The organism is Pseudarthrobacter sp. AB1 (genome assembly GCF_014926485.1).
Classification (GTDB): domain Bacteria; phylum Actinomycetota; class Actinomycetes; order Actinomycetales; family Micrococcaceae; genus Arthrobacter.
In genome coordinates, this window is the sequence record NZ_PZKO01000007.1 from 1 (window position 1) to 17,575 (window position 17,575).

The window sequence follows — 17,575 nt, forward strand, 5'->3', positions numbered from 1 at the left end:
ACCCCCCACCATGCGATGAGGAGTCATATCCGGTATTAGACCCAGTTTCCCAGGCTTATCCCAGAGTTAAGGGCAGGTTACTCACGTGTTACTCACCCGTTCGCCACTAATCCCCCCACAAGTGAGGTTCATCGTTCGACTTGCATGTGTTAAGCACGCCGCCAGCGTTCATCCTGAGCCAGGATCAAACTCTCCGTTGAAGTAAAACAAAAACAGACACAACCAACACCCCCGGAAATAACGGAAGAAGAAGGCTGCAAAATTTGAAACCAGCTGTAAAAACCAGACCACACCACGGGNTGGCATAATCCAGTCAATTCAACCAATTCAATACAATAAATTGGTATCAACAAACTTGGCACACTATTGAGTTCTCAAACAACAGACACATTCGAATAATCCTCGAAACAATTCATATTCAATGAATTCTTTTGTTTCGCTTTCTTCGCTGCGATGTTTATAGCTTATTTCATTCTTATTCACTTTGCAAATCCAGGCTATTTTCCCGATATTCACTCTGTGGAACGAATCCGCCCATCAAAAATTGAAGCTTTTCATCATTATCGTGCTTTGCACACGATGAATCGCTTCTTTTGTGAAGGGGGTTTGTCGCCACTCAGTGGCGGCGACTCAGAAAACAATACACGCTCCCCCGCCGCCTTGCAAATCGGCTGCGGAGGAGAGCGAATTAGGGTTTTGGAAGACTAAGGAACCAGGACTTCGACAGTCGCGAGATTCTTCTTGCCGCGGCGCAGGAGCAAGTACTGGCCATGCAGCAGTTCCGACTCGGAGATGACAGCTTCCGGGTCGGACACCTTCTCGTTGTTTACGTAAGCGCCGCCTTCACCGACAGTCCGCCGGGCCGCGGATTTGCTCTCCGACAGGCCAGATGCCACCAGCAGGTCAATGATCCCGAGGCCATCCACCTGGATGCGTGCGGACGGAAGCTCCGATGTGGCTGCTTCCAGCGTTGGCCGATCCAGGGCGGCCAGGTCACCGTTGCCAAAGAGGGCAGCGGACGCCGCGATGACTTTCTCCGTTGCCTCCCCACCATGGACCAGGGAGGTCACTTCGAACGCCAGCTTCCGCTGGCCTTCCCGTGCAAAGGGACGTTCTGCCACGGCCGCTGCCAACGTTTCGATCTCTGCGCGGCTCAGGAAGGTGAAGACCTTGAGCCGGTCCACCACGTCAGAGTCGGCGGTGTTCAGCCAGAACTGGTAGAAGGCGTACGGGCTGCACATGCCGGCGTCGAGCCAGATGGCGTTGCCTTCGCTCTTGCCGAACTTCGTGCCGTCCGAGTTGGTGATCAGCGGCGTGCCCAGGGCGTGCACACTCTTACCCTCAACCTTGCGGATGAGTTCAGTGCCGCTGGTGAGGTTGCCCCACTGGTCCGAGCCGCCGGTCTGCAGCATGCAGCTGTAGTCGCGGAACAGCTGGAGGTAGTCCATGCCCTGCAGGATCTGGTAGCTGAATTCCGTGTAGCTGATGCCCTCGTCCGAGCTGAGGCGGGACGCGACAGCATCCTTGCGCAGCATGGTGCCGACCCGGTAGTGCTTGCCGATCTCGCGCAGGAAGTCGATGGCGCTCAACGGCGCTGTCCAGTCAAGGTTGTTGACCATGCGGGCCGCATTGGGGCCATCGAAGCTGAGGAAGCGGCGGACCTGGGCCTGGAGATAGCCCACCCATTCATTGACCGTGTCCTTGGTGTTCAGCGTTCGCTCGGCGGTGGGCCGCGGATCGCCGATCAGTCCCGTGGATCCGCCCACCAGGCCCAGCGGCTTGTGCCCGGCAAGCTGCAGCCTGCGCATCACGAGGAGCTGGACCAGGTTGCCCAGGTGCAGGCTCGGCGCAGTGGGGTCGAATCCGCAGTAATAGGTGATCGGATCACCGGCGAGGAGCTTCTCCAGTTCCTCTTCATCGGTGGAGACGTGGACCAGGCCGCGCCACTTCAGCTCCTGCCAGACATTGGCGAAGGTGGGGTCGTTCTGCTGGGATTCGAAATCGTTGAGTTCTGACACGACTTCTAAGTTAGCAGGATCGACGACGCCCGGCGCCGAAATGAACGGCGCCGGGCGTCAAGGGGCATAGCGGACCGGCTCAGCCTTCTATGCCGGCCGGAATACCTTCCGCAGCGATCAGCCGGAGCCGCTGCGTGGGCCGGGTCATAGCGACATACAGATCGCCCACGCGGCCGTGCTCGTGGTTGAGCATGACGGAGGGCTCGAGGACCACAACGCCGTCGAACTCCAGGCCCTTGGCCTCGCGCGGGCTGATGACCACGATGTCCTGCTCGTAGCTGCCTGCCCCGTTGCCGATCCGCCGGCCATACACGGCACGAAGGGCTGACGTTGCTGCGGGCAGAAGGTCGCCGTCGGCAATCACGGCCAGGAGTCCGCCGTCGAGCGCTGTCAGTTCCTCGGGGAGCACCTCCACCAAACGGCCCACCACCTGTCCGTGGTCAACCTTGTCGATGACCGGGGCCCAGCGCCCCTCGCGGACGGCCTTCGGCGCGGAAACCACCAGTCCGGCAGCGTTGGCCATACGGGCGGCCGCCTCGGCGATCTGGGACGGCGTCCGGTAGTTGACCGTCAGCTCCTCCAGCTGCCAGCGGTCACCGAACATCGGCGCCAGGGCCCCCTGCCACGAGTTGGCACCGGCAACAGAACTGGTCTGCGCAATATCGCCCACGATGGTGAAGGACTTCAGCGGGCAGCGCCGGACCAGCAGGCGCCATTGCATCGGGGAAAGCTCCTGCGCCTCATCCACCACGATGTGGCCGAAGGCCCACGTGCGGTCGCTGGTGGCACGCTCTGCGGCAGTTTGGCGGTTCTCGCGCTCCTGGTTCTGGTCGGCGAGTTCCTCGGCGGTGATGAGGACGTCCACACCCATGTCCCCCATGTTCACCAGCGTCTGCTTGGCGTTGGCAAGGTCACGGGCCCGGTCGTGCTCCTGCTGTGCAAGTCCACGGCCGGCTGCCGGGTCCAGGTCGCCAAGGAGCTCGGCCGCTTCATCCAGCAGCGGGACATCAGCCTCTGTCCAGGGAGCATCCGCGGGGCGCAGCAGCAGTGACTGCTCCTTGAAGGACAGGTGCGGTGTACAGGCCGCCAGTACTGCTGGCTTGCTCAGAAGCTCGGTGATCAGCTTCTCCGGAGTCAGCGGCATCCAGCAGAGGTTCAGGACGGTCCGGACGTCGCGGGCCGTGCGGACATCTTCGGCCAGATACGAGCGGTCGGCGTTGTTGCCGATGCTCCCGGCTTCCACGAGATCGGTCATCTGCTCGGTCAGTTCGCGGAGCAGAATCTTGATGAACGTCAGGCGGGCCTCGTTGTGCGGCTTGCCGGTGGACCGCGCACGTTCGCGCGCACGGCTCACCTGCCGCCGCGTCAGCACCAGCTTGCGGCCGTCGACGTCCAGGACGCGGTCTTCGGCAGGGATCCGCTGCCGATTCGCCACGGCATTGGCCACAACCTTCACCATGTCCAGCCGCCCCTTAATGGCCGCGACCTCGGCCTCGGGTTCCGCAACCGCCTTGATCCCCGGCATCAGGCGGCCCACGCTGGCCATGACCACGCCGGTCTCACCGAGTGAGGGAAGAACACGCTCGATGTACTTCATAAACGACGACGACGGGCCCACCAGGAGCACACCGGCAGTCTTCAGCCGTTCCCGGTGCGTGTAGAGCAGGTACGCGGCCCGGTGCAGCGCCACAGCAGTCTTGCCGGTACCGGGACCACCCTGCACCACGAGGGCGCCGGACATGGAGGACCGGATAATGCGGTCCTGCTCCGACTGGATGGTGCCAACGATGTCGGACATCCGGCCGGTGCGCTTGGAATCCAGAGCCGCCAACAATGCGCCTTCGCCCTGCAGCGATGCATCGTCCGCGAGCAAGTCCGCATCAAGGACGTCATCCTCGATGGCCTTGACTTCCCGGCCTTGCAGAATCAGGTGCCGCCGGCGGCGGACGCCCTGCCGGTCGAACGCCGTTGCCTGATAAAAGTGGCCGGCCTCGGGGGCGCGCCAGTCCACCATGAGCCGCTGGAGGTCATCGGTGGTCAGTCCGATGCGCCCAATGTACTGGGCCTCACCGGAATCCAGGTCAAGGCGGCCAAAGACCAAGCGGTCATCGACGGCGTCGAGCTGGGCGAGGCGGTCCTCATAGAGCGCGGCGAAGGCGTCGCGTTCGGAGACATTCTGCATGGTGCCCACGGCACCGGCCCGGCGGACCTGTGCCAACTGCAGTCGCTTTTCCGCGCGGAGCTCTTCCAGCCGCGCGTACAGGCCGGCAACATAGTTCCGTTCGTGGGCCAAATCGGCGTCGAGCATTAAACGTTCCCCTATCGCAAAAGACAGACCGTCCATTCTACAACCATTTCGGTTAACGCGCCCGCCGCTCCCCCTGCCCCGGAAGTCGTCCGATGTTCATTTTCCGGCGGACGACCAAACGTGCGGGACGGATTATGCCCGGCGTACCTTCGCCGCCTTGTAACGGGACACGGTGGGATCGCCTGGCAGCCAGAAGCGCCACGGATACTCTTCGGAGCCGCCGTCGCCGGAGACGCCCACCCTCGGCCCGGAACTGAACACCGTAGCCGGCGCCGAGGGCAGCCGCAGCCCGAAGGGTTCAGCAAGGGCATCCCGGCCGCTATCGGCCGTGGTCAGGGCCAGCGTGGTGGCCAGCCGGGCCGGGCCGCTCGCCAGGTCAAGGGCCGATTTCGACGTCGGACGCCGCACAAGTGCGAGGTGTTGCCCCTCCACCACCTCGCCCGCCCGCAGCAGGACCGCTGATGCGGCTCCCGCCGGACCGCAGACGATGTTGGCGCAGTAGTGCATGCCATACGTGAAATAGACGTAAAGGTGGCCGGCCGGGCCGAACATGAGCGCGTTGCGAGCCGTGGGGCCGCGGAACGTGTGGGAGCCCGGATCAGGGTGCGACGAGTCGCCGGGACCCATGTAGGCCTCCACCTCGGTGATCCGCACGGCCACGGTTCCCTCGTGGCTGCGGTGGGTCAGTACGGATCCCAGCAGAAGCGGAGCGATCCTCCGGGCATCGCCCGACAGTAGTTCACGGAGCTGCTCCGGAGCCACAGGGCTGCTGCTGACGGTCATGGTCCGACTCTACCGAACGTCACGGCCGTGTCCGATTTCCGCTAGCAGTCCCCGTCGCCGGCTGGCAGGATGGAGGTCATGGACTTCTGGCAGCGCTACCGCGCAATTGACGCGCGGGACACCCGGTTCGACGGGCAGTTCTACACCGCTGTCCGGACCACCGGCATCTACTGCCGTCCGTCCTGCCCCGCCCGGACCCCGAAAGCGGTCAACGTCACCTTCTACGAAACATCTGCCGCAGCGCACGACGCTGGCTACCGGGCGTGCAAGCGCTGCCTCCCCGAGGCGGTGCCCGGCACTCCAGCGTGGAACACCCGGCAGGACCTGGCGGGCCGCGCAATGCGCCTGATCAACGACGGCGTGATCAACCGGGACGGGGTGGAGGGCCTCGCCGCCCGGCTGGGATATTCCTCCCGGCAGCTGAACCGTATCCTCAGCCACGAGCTCGGCGCCGGTCCGCTCTCCCTGGCCCGGGCCAGCCGTGCCCAGACCGCCCGCACCCTGCTGGTGTCCACGGCGATGAAGCTGGCGGACATCGCGTTCGCGTCCGGCTTCAGCAGCGTCCGCCAGTTCAACGACACCATGGTGGAGGTCTTCGCCATGACTCCCACTGCCCTGCGCGCGACCGCCAGGCACCGCCACTCCACCGCCGCCGCGACGTCCCTGACGTTGAGCCTGCCGTACCGCGAACCGTTCGATCCCGGCATCTTTTCCTTCCTGGCTGTCCGGGCGATCCCCGGGATCGAGGCGGGGACGCCGACGTCGTACGCCCGTACTTTGCAGCTTCCGCATGGTGGTGCCCGTTTCAGCGTGACGTACGACGGCGGCGCGCCCGGGCGGCCGCTGACCCTCACCATCGGCGCGGTGGACCTCCGGGACCTGCCTGTCCTGCTGAGCAGGGTACGCCGGCTCTTCGATCTTGACGCCGACCCGGTAGCCATCGACAGTGCCCTGTCGCAGGAGCCGCGCCTGGCCGCATCTGTAGCCGACGCCCCGGGCATCAGGATGCCCGGAGCTGTGGATCCGCAGGAGCTGCTCATCCGGGCGATGATCGGGCAGCAAATCACGGTGGCCGCGGCTCGGACCGCACTGACCCAGCTGGCCGCCGCAGGCAGTCCCAGCCTGGTTCCCGGCGAGGGACTCGAACGGCTGTTTCCCACCTCGGCCGAAATAGCCGAGGCCGGCTACTCGCTGCTGCGCGGGCCGCAACGCCGGATTGACGCCATCCGTTCAGCCGCTTCGGCCCTCGCTGGCGGCGACCTGTATTTTGGCTACGGGGACGATCTGCCCGGACTCGGCGCCAAGCTGCTTCCCCTTCCCGGGGTGGGGCCGTGGACCGTCGGCTATGTGGCAATGCGGGTACTCGGCGCGCCGGACGTGTTCCTGGCCAACGACGCCGCCGTCCGAAATGGCATCAAGGCGCTCGCCCCAGCACACAACCGCCACGACGTCCGCGGTACTGACTCGCCCGGCCTTGCGCCCGGCCCGGACTTCCGCGAGGTCAGCCCGTGGCGGTCCTATGCCACCATGCACCTGTGGCGTGCCGCCGCGGCGCCCAAATCCCCCAGACGAACCCAAGCCGTTCCAGAGAAAGCGATGCTATGAAAGCCCAGCTGTTAGTGATGTCCACGCCGGACGGTCCGTTCACCATCCTGGCCCAGGACGGCGTGGTCCTCGCGTCGGGCTGGACCGCCGGGCCGGGCGAGCTGACGGGCCAGATCCACCCCGAGCTGCGTCCGGGCGACGTTGAGGCGGTGACGGATCTGGGCAGCATCTCCGGGGCCGTGGAAGCGTTCTATGCCGGCGACCCCGCACCGGCCATGGCCGTTCCGGTCCGGCAGAAGTCGGGTCCGTTCCGGTCCCACGCCTGGGATGTGCTGAGGACCGTCCGCCCCGGGTCACCGGTGACGTACACCGAGTACGCCGAACTTTCCGGAAATCCGAAAGCGGTCCGGGCCGCGGCCAGCGCCTGTGCCTTCAACGCAGCGGCCTTGTTTGTGCCGTGCCACCGGGTCATCCGCACCGACGGTTCCCTGGGCGGTTTCCGCTGGGGCCTGGCCATCAAGGAGAGCCTGCTCGCCCGCGAGGCCACGGAAAGCCTGCTGGCCCGGGAGGCCGGTTAGGGGGCTACCGCACTGTGGGTGTCCCGGCTGGCCACGGCAGCAGTTCCGGGAGATCCACACCGTCCGCGGCGGCTGAGGCGCGCAGGCTGCCGAGCGATGGTTCGCGTCCGGCCAGCCAGGCGGCAATGTCCGTGATCATGCCGCTGATGACGGTGGACCGGCCGCCGCCCAGGGTCACGGGAGGCAGCCCTAGTGGCTGCAGCACCAGTTTCTCCCCTGCCGGCACGCGGGCAGCCAGGAAGTCGAAGAGGTGCTCACAGAATTTCCGGCTCCACGTCTCGGGGCCAAGCCCAGCATCCAGATCGGCCGTGTGGATCACGAGTTCCCGCCAGAGCGCGAGGCCGCCGTCGAAGACCACTCCGCCAGGGTAGGTAATGGGTGCCTGCCAGCCGGAGTCGGATTCCAGCGAGTCAAAGGCCTCCAGTGCCCGGTCCAGAGCGGCCTGCAGGTCCGCCCGGTGCGCATCTGCGGGGTGGCCTGCCGCCATCTCGATGGCCTTGGTGCGTCCGTCCTGACCTCCGTCGTACAGCTCAACAGTGGCACCGCGGGCAGCATGTTCCAGCTGCCGTGCCATGGCGTTGGAGATTCCCGCGAGATGCGCCAGGACGTGCCCGCGGGTCCAGCCGGGCAGTCCTGATGGTGCCTTGACGTCTTCATCGGTGAACTTCGCAGCGGTGGAGGCCATGGCGTCGGCGGCCTTGTGCAGTTCGGCGAGCAGGTCAGCAGGTGCGGGAGCTGTCATGGCGCCTATCCTAGCTGAGCGGGGTACCGTCCGGTCCGCAGCGGTGCCGAATGTGCCGGCGGTCGTGGCGGGCCTGCCAGAACTCCAGTTCCGTCGGCCTGACCGCGTAGAGCTGCCAGTCCGGATTGTCGCTGCCATCGGCTGCCGGGCGCGCACGCCAGTCGTCCGCCGATGCTTCGGCTGACAGCTCAACCACCGGGCCGGCGACCCGGACCTGCCGGCCCAGCTGCGGCCAGTAGAAGTTCAGCGCCGCGCTCGGGTTGGCGGACAGCTCCCTGCCCTTCCGGGACGTGCGGGACGTGGCGAAGTGCCAGCCGTCGTCGTCGAGGTTCTTCAGGATCAGCATCCTCGCAGAGGGCCGGCCGTTTCCGTCCGCCGTGGCCAGGCTGCAGGCATGCGGCTGCAGCACGCCGGCAACGAGGGCCTCATCCAGCCACAGCTTGAACAGCGCCACCGGATCCGTGGGGGCTGTGGCGGGGTCGAAGTCCGGCAGGTTTTCGGGGAAGTCCGGCAGGGCACGCAGCAATTGGCGGAAGGATTCACTCATGGCGCAATGGTAGCGGTGAGTCCTCGGCGGGCAACGCACAACGCTCTCTCACTTTTCGCAGGAAATACGGCAACGCCGGACCAAAAGCTGCAACAAGTGATAGAGCGTTTTGTGGCTACCCCGCGTACCCGCGGACGCCGGCAAGCTCGCCTTCGAGGGCAAGCAGCTGGCGTTCGACGGCGGCCGGTGCGGTGCCGCCCTGGGAGTTGCGGCTCTTGAGCGACCCCTCGGTGGACAGGACCGAGCGGACCTCCGGAGTCAGGTGCCCCGAGATGGCAAGGTACTCCTCATCCGTCAGGTCCCACAGCTCCACGTCGCGGCTTTCGGCCTGCTTCACGGCCGCCCCGGAGAGCTCGTGTGCCTCGCGGAACGGAACGCCCTGGCGGACCAGCCACTCCGCAACGTCCGTGGCCAAAGCGAAGCCCTGCGGTGCCAGCGACTCCATCCGTTCCGTGTTGAACTTCAGCGTCGCGATCATGCCCGAGACAGCCGGGAGCAGCAGCTCCAGGGTATCGGCGGCGTCGAAGACTGGTTCCTTGTCCTCCTGCAGGTCGCGGTTGTACGCGAGCGGCAGGCCTTTGAGCGTGGCCAGCAGCCCGGTCAAGTTGCCGATCAGGCGTCCTGCCTTGCCGCGGGCCAGCTCAGCGACGTCCGGGTTTTTCTTCTGCGGCATGATCGAGGAACCGGTGGAGTATGAATCGTGCAGGGTCACAAAGGAAAACTCCTTGGTGGCCCACAGGATGACTTCCTCCGAGACGCGGGACAGGTCAACGCCGATCATGGCCGTAACCCACGCGAACTCGGCGAAGACATCGCGGGAGGCAGTGCCGTCAATCGAGTTGTGGGTGGCGGAGAAGAAGCCCAGGTCCGCCGCGACGGCCTCCGGGTCGAGGCCCAGCGACGAGCCTGCGAGGGCACCGGAGCCGTAAGGCGAAACCCCCGCGCGCTTGTCCCAGTCCTGGAGCCGCTGCACATCGCGCAGCAGCGCCCAGGCATGGGCAAGCAGGTGGTGGCTGAGCAGGATGGGCTGGGCATGCTGCAGGTGGGTGCGGCCTGGCATGGCCACACCCTGGTGCGCCTTCGCCTGCCCCACCAGCGCCTCGATGGTTGCCAGCACGCCGCGCGCGATGATCCGGGCGTGGTCACGCAGGAACATGCGGCCCAGCGTGGCCACCTGGTCGTTGCGGGACCGGCCGGCACGGAGCTTGCCGCCCAGTTGCGTGCCCGCGCGCTCGATCAGGCCGCGTTCCAGTGACCCGTGCACGTCCTCATCGGATTCCGCCGGCAGGTACGCACCCGAGGCGACATCGTCATCCAGCCGGCCCAGGGCGTCCAGCATGCCCTCCAGCTCGGCGTCGTCCAGCAGCCCGGCCTTGTGCAGCACGCGGGCGTGCGCCTTGGAACCGGCGATGTCATAGCGGGCCAGCCGCCAGTCAAAGTGCGTGGACTTGCTCAGCGCCGCGAGGGCATCCGCGGGGCCGCCGGCGAACCGGCCGCCCCACAAGGCGCCGGTGTTGGTGGCTTCCGATTTCGGTGTTTCGACAGGCTCAACCACCGATTTTTACTTTCCTGCGACGCGGATATCGCGGCCGGAAGCAACCTTGGCGGACATGCCCCACAGCTCGATGAAGCCGCGTGCCATGGACTGGTCGAACGTGTCGCCGGTGTCGTAGGTGGCGAGGTCGAAGTCGTAGAGCGAGGTCTCGGAGCGGCGTCCGTTGACGATCGCCTGTCCGCCGTGCAGCACCATGCGGATGTCACCGGTGACGTGCTGCTGGGTGTCTTCGATGAAGGCGTCCAGGGAGCGCTTGAGCGGTGAGAACCACTGGCCGTCATAGACCAGTTCGGCCCAGCGCTGGCCAACAGTGGCCTTGAAGCGGGCCTGCTCGCGCTCGACGGTGATGTCCTCGAGGTGCTTGTGCGCGGTGATCAGCGCCATCGCACCCGGGGCTTCGTAGATTTCGCGGGACTTGATGCCCACGAGGCGGTCCTCCACGACATCGATGCGGCCCACGCCCTGCGCGCCGGCACGGCGGTTCAGTTCCTTGATGGCCTGCAGCGGGGTGACCCGGACGCCATCGATCGCTACCGGCACGCCGGCCTCGAAGGAAATGGTGACCTCATCCGGGGCCGGCGGGAACTCCGGCGTCGCGGTGTAGTCATAGATGTCCTTGGTGGGCGCGTTCCAGATATCCTCGAGGTAGCCGGTTTCGACGGCGCGACCCCAGACGTTCTGGTCGATCGAGTACGGGTTCTTCTTGGTGGTCTCGATCGGCAGTCCCTTTTCCTCGGCGAAGGCGATGGCCTTGTCGCGGGTCAGGGCGAGGTCGCGGACAGGGGCGATGCACTTCAGGTCCGGGCCGAGGGTCTGGATGCCCACCTCGAAGCGGACCTGGTCGTTGCCCTTGCCGGTGCAGCCATGGGCCACCGTGGTGGCGCCGAATTCGCGGGCGGCCTTGACCAGGTGCTTGACGATGACCGGCCGGGAGATGGCCGAAACCAGCGGGTAGTGGCCCTGGTAGAGGGCGTTGGCCTTCAGGGTGGGCATGCAGTATTCGTTGGCGAACTCGTCGGACGCGTCGGCCACGTAAGCCTCGACGGCGCCGCAGCCCAGTGCACGCTGGCGGATGGTCTCCAGCGACTCGCCGCCCTGTCCGACGTCGACCGCCACGGCGATGACCTCGGCACCGGTGGCTTCACCGATCCAGCCGATGGCTACGGAAGTATCGAGGCCACCGGAGTAGGCCAGAACAATGCGCTCAGTCACGAGAATGCTCCTAATTGGGGTTGTAGATATTGTCGGGGGGAAATTCTTCAGGGAAAAACGTTCTGGGGAAAGCCTGTCACACCGGGAAGGTGTTCGGGCGGCGTGGGATTACTGGCTGCCGCCGGCTTCCTCGGCTAGCTGCAGAAACCGGACCGCGAGGTCCTGCCCGCCCTGCGGATCCCGGGAAACCAGCAGCACGGTGTCGTCACCGGCAATGGTCCCCAAAATGGAGGGCATCACCGAGTGGTCGATGGCCAGTGCCAGGAAGTTGGCCGCACCGGGCGGGGTCCGGAGCACGGCGATGTTGGCCGAGGCTTCCGCCGTGACCAGGAGCTCGCTGCACAGCCGGGCAAGCCGGGCATCCAGGATCTCCTGGCTGACGCCGGTTTTGGCCGTACGTTCGCCGCCCTCGCCGGGGACGGCGTAGACCAGCACGCCTTCCTTACCGCGGACCCGGACCGCGCCGAGTTCCACGAGGTCCCGGGACAGCGTGGCCTGGGTTACCTGGACGCCGTCGTCCGCCAGCAAAGCGGCCAGCTCCGCCTGGGAGCGCACCGATTCACCCGTCAGGATCGAGGTGATGCGCGCCTGGCGGGCTGTTTTGGTGGCAGGGCTGGAGCCCTGCGCTGCCGGCGGGACGGACACTAGTTGCCAACCTCCGGCGCCAGCCCGACCTCTAAGGGCGGCAGTCCTTCAACCACTGCCTGGCCCGACCGGTGCATCAGCCAGGCCATCAGGGCCTTCTGTGCGTGCAGCCGGTTCTCGGCTTCGTCCCACACGATGGATTGCGGGCCGTCGATGACGCCAGCAGAAATCTCATAGCCGCGGTAGGCGGGCAGGCAGTGAAGCACGACGGCGTCGTCCGCCGCATGTTCCATGGCCGCCTCATCGACGGAGTACTCCCGGAACAGCTGCATCCGGGCTTCCTTCTCGGTTTCCTGGCCCATGGAGACCCAGGTATCCGTGGCCACAACGTCCGCGCCCTTGAGTGCCACGGCAGCGTCGGTGGTGATCAGGACAGAACCACCGGTCTGGGCGGCGCGCTCCTCGGCCGCGGCAACGATCTCGGCTGCCGGGAGGTAGCCTTCCGGCCCGGCGATGCGGACGTGCATCCCGGCGGTGACTCCGGCCAGCAGGTAGGAGTTGGCCATGTTGTTGGCGGCGTCGCCAAGGTAGCTCATGGTGAGGCCCGCCAGTTCGCCCTTGTGTTCCTTGACCGCGAGCAGGTCCGCGAGGAGCTGGCACGGGTGGTAGTCGTCGCACAAGGCGTTAATGACGGGCACCTTGGAGTTCTCCGCCATGGCCACCAGGCCCGAGTGCGCGCCGGTGCGCCACACAATGGTGGAGACCATTCGCTCCAGGACCTTGGCGGTGTCCTCGACCGACTCTTTATGGCCGATCTGGGCCTCGCCCGGGTTGATGATCAGGGCGTTGCCGCCCATATCAGCGATGCCCGTGGCAAATGAAACCCTGGTACGGGTTGAGGTCTTGTCGAAGATGACGGCCACGGTTTTGCGGCCGTTGCCCTCCGCGGCGAAGGGCTGCACGCTGTACGGCGCGGCCTTCATCCGGACGGCCAGGTCCAGCACCTCCGCCTGCTCGGCGGGGCTGAGGTCCGTGTCCTTCAGGAAGTGGCGGGTGGTGCTGGCTGTGCCGGCGGAAGAAACTACGGGGGTCACTGCGCGTCCTTAGCTGTCTGGAGGATTGCCGGGAGGACGGCGAGGAAGGTGCCGGCCTGGTCCCTGGTGAGGACCAGGGGCGGGGCAAGCCGGATGGTGTGCGGGCCGGGGCTGTTGATGATGAAGCCGGCGTCGAGGCCCGCGGTGACCACAGCGGGGGCCATGTCGGCGTCCAGGTCGAAGCCGATGAGCAGGCCTTCGCCGCGGACTTCGGTGACGCCGTCGACGGCGGCGATTCCGGCGCGGAGGTAGTCCCCCACGGCAGCAACATTTTCCAGGACCCGCTGGCTTTCGATCGCGTGCAGCGTGGCCAGCGCGGCCGCCGTCGCCACCGGGTTGCCGCCGAAGGTGGTCCCGTGCTGGCCCGCGGCCAGGAGCGACGACGTCTGCTCACCGAACGTCAGGAGCGCGCCGATGGGAAAACCGCCGCCGAGGCCCTTTGCCAGGGTGATGGCGTCCGGAACGATCCCGGCGTCCTCCGTCGCGAGCCATTTGCCGGTCCGGCCGATTCCGGTCTGGACCTCGTCCAGGATCAGCAGGGCGCCGGCCTTTGTGGTCGCTTCGCGGGCTGCTTTCAGGTAGCCAGGAGGCAGTGGCCGCACTCCGGCTTCGCCCTGGATGGGCTCCAGGAAGACGGCGGCCACGGTCTCGTCGATGGCTGCTTCCAGGGCTGCGACGTCGCCGAACGGGATGTGGACCACGCCGCCGGGCAATGGCTCGAACGGTGCGCGGTAGGCTTCCTTGGCGGTCAGGGCCAGGGCACCCATGGTGCGCCCGTGGAAGGCACCTTCCAGGGCGATGATCTTGGTGCGCTTGCCCGTGGTGCCGTCCGGGCTGGCTCCGTTGCGCCGGGCCAGCTTGAAGGCGGCCTCGACAGCTTCGGTTCCCGAGTTGGCGAAGAATACTTTGGAACCCGCCGGGGCGTGCGTCAGCGCCAGCAGCTTTTCGGCCAGTGCGATCTGGGTGGGGCTGGTGAAGAAGTTGGAGACATGGCCCAGTGTGGCCAGTTGGCTCGAAATCACGGACGTGACAAACGGGTGGGCGTGGCCCAGGGCATTGACGGCAATACCGCCGAGCAGGTCCAGGTATTCCTTGCCGTCGGCGTCCCAGACCAGGCAGCCGGCACCGCGGACCAGGACCCGCTGCGGGGTACCAAAAACGCCCATCAGGGACGTGGAGTAGCGCGTGAGCCACTCAGCCCCGCTGGTCTGGCCTTTGCCGTCAACCAGGTCTCGTACCGGAGTCTTCTCGAGTGTGCTGGCCGCGTGGCTTCCTGTTTTTACCGCGTTCATGGGGTGGCTCCCTGTTCTTCGCTGTCTGCGTCTTCGTCGGGGACGACCTGCGTGCCGATGCCCGCCGTCGTGAATGTTTCCAGGAGCATGGAGTGCGGCAGGCGGCCGTCCACGATGTGCGCGCGTTCCACTCCCCCGTCAACGGCTTTGAGGCACGCCTCCATCTTGGGGATCATGCCTGATTCCAACGACGGCAGGAGCCGGCGCAGCTCCGAGGCCGTCAGGGAGGAGATGAGGGAGGACCGGTCCGGCCAGTTGGCGTACAGTCCTTCGACGTCGGTGAGGATCACCAGCTTGGAGGCCCCCAACGCTTCGGCCAGGGCCGCCGCGGCGGTGTCGGCGTTGACGTTCAGGACCTGGCCTGTGGTCTGGACCTCTCCGGCTGCCGTCTCGACGCCGTCGGACTCGATTTCCGGGGCCACCGTGGAGATGACCGGGATTCGGCCGGCGGCCAGGATGTCCAGGATGCCCTCCGGGTTGACGCCGACGACTTCGCCTACCAGGCCCAGGTCAACTTTCTCCCCGTCAATGACAGTGCCGGTCCGGACGGCGCGGAGCAGGCCACCGTCTTCGCCGGACATTCCCACGGCGTAGGGGCCGTGGGAGTTGATCAGGCCCACCAGTTCGCGGCCTACCTGGCCGGTGAGGACCATCCGGACCACGTCCATGGCTTCGGGGGTGGTGACACGGAGGCCGCCTTTGAACTCGGACTCGATACCCAGCCGCGCCAGCATGGAATTGATCTGCGGACCGCCTCCGTGGACCACCACGGGGTGGATGCCCACATGGTGCAGGAACACCACGTCTTCGGCGAAAGCACGGCGCAGTTCGTCATTAACCATGGCGTTGCCGCCGTATTTGATCACCATGGTGGAGCCGGCGAACCGCTGGATCCAGGGCAGCGCCTCGATCAGCGTGCCGGCCTTGCTCTGGGCGTCACTCATGGACGTCGTTTCACGGGTCTGGGTGTTCATGCGTGCAGTATCTCCAGGGTTGCTGGTGTGATCAGGCGTGAGGATCAGCTGGAGTAGGCGCTGTTCTCGTGGACGTAGTCGTGGGTGAGGTCGTTAGTCCAGATGGTAGCTTCGGCGTCACCGGACTGCAGGTCAATTTCCACCAGAACTTCGCGGGGTTCCAGGTCCACCAGGTTGCGGTCGTCGCCGATGCTTCCGTTGCGGCAGATCTGGATGCCGTTGATGGCGACATTGAGCTGATCCGGTTCGAACACGGCATCCGTGGTGCCCACGGCGGACAGCACGCGGCCCCAGTTTGGGTCCTTGCCAAAGATGGCTGCTTTGAACAGGTTGGACCGGGCTACGGAGCGGCTGACGGTTTCGGCGTCCCGCTCGCTGGCCGCGTTGAACGTGCGGATGGCGATGTCATGGCTGGCGCCTTCGGCGTCCCCGATCAGCTTGCGCGCCAGTTCGGCGCACACCTGGGTCAGCCCGGCACCAAAGGCTTCGGCGGACGGGACGGCGCCGGACGCGCCGGAAGACAGCAGTACCACGGTGTCGTTGGTGGACATGCAGCCGTCCGAATCAGCCCGGTCGAAGGTGACGCGCGTGGCATCGCGGAGGACGACATCGAGCATTTCCGCTTCGACGTCGGCGTCAGTGGTGAGGACCACCAGCATGGTGGCCAGGCCCGGTGCCAGCATGCCGGCGCCCTTGGCGATGCCGCCGATGGTGAACTCCTGGCCGTCGGCGTCCGTGCCGATGAACAGCGCGGACTTGGGCACCGAGTCCGTGGTCATGATGGCGGTGGCCGCAGCCGGCCCGCCGTCCGTGCTCAGCGCGGCCGAGGCAGCTTCGACGCCCGGGAGGATCTTGTCCATGGGCAGCTGTTCGCCGATCAGGCCGGTGGAACAGACAAAAACGTCCGTTGCCGAGATGCCCAGGACAGCGGCCACCTTTTCGGCCGTGCTGTGGGTGTTCTGGAACCCCTGGGGACCGGTACAGGCGTTGGCACCGCCGGAGTTGAGGACCACTGCGTCCACACGGCCGTCCGAGACCACCTGGCGGGACCAATGGACGGGAGCCGCGGCCACACGGTTGCTGGTAAAAACGGCGGCGGCCGTCTTGGACGGACCATCGTTTACGACCAGGGCGAAGTCCGGCTTGCCGGAGGTCTTCAGGCCGGCGGTGACGCCTGCGGCGCGGAATCCCAGGGGGGCGGTAACGGTCACGGTGCAACTCCCTGCAGGTTGAGGCCGGCGGTTTCCGCCAGGCCAAGCGCAATATTCATGGACTGCACGGCGCCGCCGGCAGTCCCCTTGGTGAGGTTATCAATGACGCACGTCACAATCACGCGGCCGGTGTGTTCGTCCAATGCCAGCTGCATGGCGGCGTGGTTGGAGCCCTGGACCGATTTGGTGGCGGGCCATTGCCCTTCAGGCAGGAGGTGGACAAACGGTTCGTCGTCGTATGCATCCGCCCACGCCTGCCGGAGGTCCGCCGCAGTGGTGCCGGGCTTGACCTTCGCCGTGGCGGTGGTGAGGATGCCGCGGCTCATCGGCGCGAGCGTCGGAGTGAAAGACACCGTGACACTCTCACCGGCAGCGATAGAGAGCCCCTGCTCAATCTCGGGGGTGTGGCGATGGCCGCCGCCCACGCCGTAGGGGCTCATGGAGCCCATCACCTCAGAGCCGATAAGGTTAACCTTCGCGGCCTTGCCCGCACCCGAGGTGCCGGAGGCGGAAACGATCACGACGTCGTCGGGCTGGAGCAGCTTGGCCGCGAACCCGGGCGCCAGGGCCAGGAGGGCCGAGGTCGGGTAGCAGCCCGGGACGGCGATCCGGGTGGCGCCCTTGAGGGCTTCGCGCTGGCCAGGGAGCTCCGGCAGGCCATAGGGCCACGTCCCGGCGTGGGCCGAGCCGTAGAACTTTTCCCACGCGGCCGGATCTTCGAGGCGGTGGTCTGCGCCGGCGTCGATCACTACGGTGCCCTCCGGAAGCTGTGCCGCGATCTCGGCGGAAGCGCCATGCGGGAGCGCCAGAAACACCACATCGTGCCCGGAAAGATTCTCCACCGTGGTGTCTTCCAGGATGCGGCTGGCCAGTCCATGCAGATGCGGTTGAAGTTCGCCGAGGCGGGAGCCTGCATTGCTGTGCGCGGTGATGGCACCGATGGTCACGTCCGGATGCCCCGCCAGGAGGCGCAGGACTTCTCCCCCGGCGTAGCCGCTGGCTCCGGAGACGGCAACAGAAATAGTCATGCCCTGAATCTTACAGCAAAAGTATTCAGTATGCCCGATATTTATGCATTCGACGCTCCCCGATTCCAAGGATCGCTGGACAGGCAGGCGTAAGCTGGGATGA

General features: G+C 66.1%; 15 protein-coding genes and 1 rRNA gene. 2 read left to right on the forward strand and 14 right to left on the reverse strand.

From position 1 onward, the window contains the following. From DAD99_RS01430 to DAD99_RS01445, 4 genes are all read right to left on the reverse strand, one after another. Nucleotides 1-200: ribosomal RNA gene (locus tag DAD99_RS01430) — 16S ribosomal RNA — on the reverse strand; the annotation flags it as partial. Between the two features lie 504 nt (nucleotides 201-704). Further along, on the reverse strand, nucleotides 705-2,018 hold the full coding sequence (tyrS, locus tag DAD99_RS01435) for a tyrosine--tRNA ligase (protein ID WP_193340047.1): 1,314 nt from the start codon (nucleotides 2,016-2,018) through the stop codon (nucleotides 705-707). Nucleotides 2,019-2,097: 79 nt separating this feature from the next. Next, on the reverse strand, nucleotides 2,098-4,326 hold the full coding sequence (locus DAD99_RS01440; RefSeq protein ID WP_193340048.1) for an AAA family ATPase: 2,229 nt from the start codon (nucleotides 4,324-4,326) through the stop codon (nucleotides 2,098-2,100). A 132-nt stretch (nucleotides 4,327-4,458) separates the two neighbouring features. Then, nucleotides 4,459-5,109: a DNA-3-methyladenine glycosylase gene (locus DAD99_RS01445; protein WP_193340049.1), complete on the reverse strand. Its 651-nt coding sequence runs from the start codon at nucleotides 5,107-5,109 to the stop codon at nucleotides 4,459-4,461. 78 nt (nucleotides 5,110-5,187) lie between these two features. On the opposite strand from DAD99_RS01445, the gene DAD99_RS01450 reads away from it, so the two are divergent. Together DAD99_RS01450 and DAD99_RS01455 are read left to right on the forward strand one after the other, a co-directional pair. Continuing rightward, nucleotides 5,188-6,714: a DNA-3-methyladenine glycosylase 2 family protein gene (locus DAD99_RS01450; RefSeq protein WP_193340050.1), complete on the forward strand. Its 1,527-nt coding sequence runs from the start codon at nucleotides 5,188-5,190 to the stop codon at nucleotides 6,712-6,714. Next, nucleotides 6,711-7,232, forward strand: a complete 522-nt coding sequence (locus DAD99_RS01455; protein WP_185263170.1) for a methylated-DNA--[protein]-cysteine S-methyltransferase — start codon at nucleotides 6,711-6,713, stop codon at nucleotides 7,230-7,232. Before DAD99_RS01450 ends, DAD99_RS01455 begins: the two co-directional genes overlap by 4 nt. A 4-nt stretch (nucleotides 7,233-7,236) precedes the next feature. Here DAD99_RS01455 and DAD99_RS01460 read toward each other — a convergent pair whose 3' ends face one another. The 10 genes from DAD99_RS01460 to argC all read right to left on the reverse strand — a co-directional run bounded on the left by DAD99_RS01460 (nucleotide 7,237) and on the right by argC (nucleotide 17,472). Further along, nucleotides 7,237-7,974, reverse strand: coding sequence for a maleylpyruvate isomerase family mycothiol-dependent enzyme (locus DAD99_RS01460; protein ID WP_193340051.1), 738 nt, complete (start codon nucleotides 7,972-7,974; stop codon nucleotides 7,237-7,239). A gap of 10 nt (nucleotides 7,975-7,984) precedes the next feature. Then, the gene (locus DAD99_RS01465) at nucleotides 7,985-8,521 is read right to left on the reverse strand and encodes a pyridoxal 5'-phosphate synthase (protein ID WP_193340052.1); all 537 of its coding nucleotides are present in this window, start codon (nucleotides 8,519-8,521) and stop codon (nucleotides 7,985-7,987) included. Between the two features lie 115 nt (nucleotides 8,522-8,636). Further along, nucleotides 8,637-10,076 carry an argininosuccinate lyase gene (gene argH, locus DAD99_RS01470; RefSeq protein ID WP_193340053.1) on the reverse strand — a complete coding sequence of 480 codons (1,440 nt, stop codon included), beginning with the start codon at nucleotides 10,074-10,076 and terminating at the stop codon, nucleotides 8,637-8,639. A gap of 6 nt (nucleotides 10,077-10,082) precedes the next feature. Beyond that, nucleotides 10,083-11,288 carry an argininosuccinate synthase gene (locus DAD99_RS01475; protein WP_193340054.1) on the reverse strand — a complete coding sequence of 402 codons (1,206 nt, stop codon included), beginning with the start codon at nucleotides 11,286-11,288 and terminating at the stop codon, nucleotides 10,083-10,085. Between the two features lie 108 nt (nucleotides 11,289-11,396). After that, entirely contained in the window at nucleotides 11,397-11,933 is a 537-nt protein-coding gene (locus DAD99_RS01480) for an arginine repressor (protein ID WP_193340055.1), read from the reverse strand. Continuing rightward, complete coding sequence (gene argF, locus DAD99_RS01485; RefSeq protein ID WP_193340056.1) at nucleotides 11,933-12,967, reverse strand: ornithine carbamoyltransferase; 1,035 nt, start codon at nucleotides 12,965-12,967, stop codon at nucleotides 11,933-11,935. The genes DAD99_RS01480 and argF overlap by 1 nt, the downstream gene beginning before the upstream one ends. After that, entirely contained in the window at nucleotides 12,964-14,259 is a 1,296-nt protein-coding gene (locus DAD99_RS01490; RefSeq protein WP_193340057.1) for an acetylornithine transaminase, read from the reverse strand. Before DAD99_RS01490 ends, argF begins: the two co-directional genes overlap by 4 nt. Continuing rightward, on the reverse strand, nucleotides 14,256-15,233 hold the full coding sequence (gene argB, locus DAD99_RS01495) for an acetylglutamate kinase (protein ID WP_193340058.1): 978 nt from the start codon (nucleotides 15,231-15,233) through the stop codon (nucleotides 14,256-14,258). Before argB ends, DAD99_RS01490 begins: the two co-directional genes overlap by 4 nt. Nucleotides 15,234-15,277: 44 nt before the next feature. Further along, complete coding sequence (argJ, locus tag DAD99_RS01500; RefSeq protein WP_185263161.1) at nucleotides 15,278-16,444, reverse strand: bifunctional glutamate N-acetyltransferase/amino-acid acetyltransferase ArgJ; 1,167 nt, start codon at nucleotides 16,442-16,444, stop codon at nucleotides 15,278-15,280. Beyond that, complete coding sequence (argC, locus tag DAD99_RS01505) at nucleotides 16,441-17,472, reverse strand: N-acetyl-gamma-glutamyl-phosphate reductase (RefSeq protein ID WP_193340059.1); 1,032 nt, start codon at nucleotides 17,470-17,472, stop codon at nucleotides 16,441-16,443. The genes argJ and argC overlap by 4 nt, the downstream gene beginning before the upstream one ends. Nucleotides 17,473-17,575: the final 103 nt, after the last annotated feature.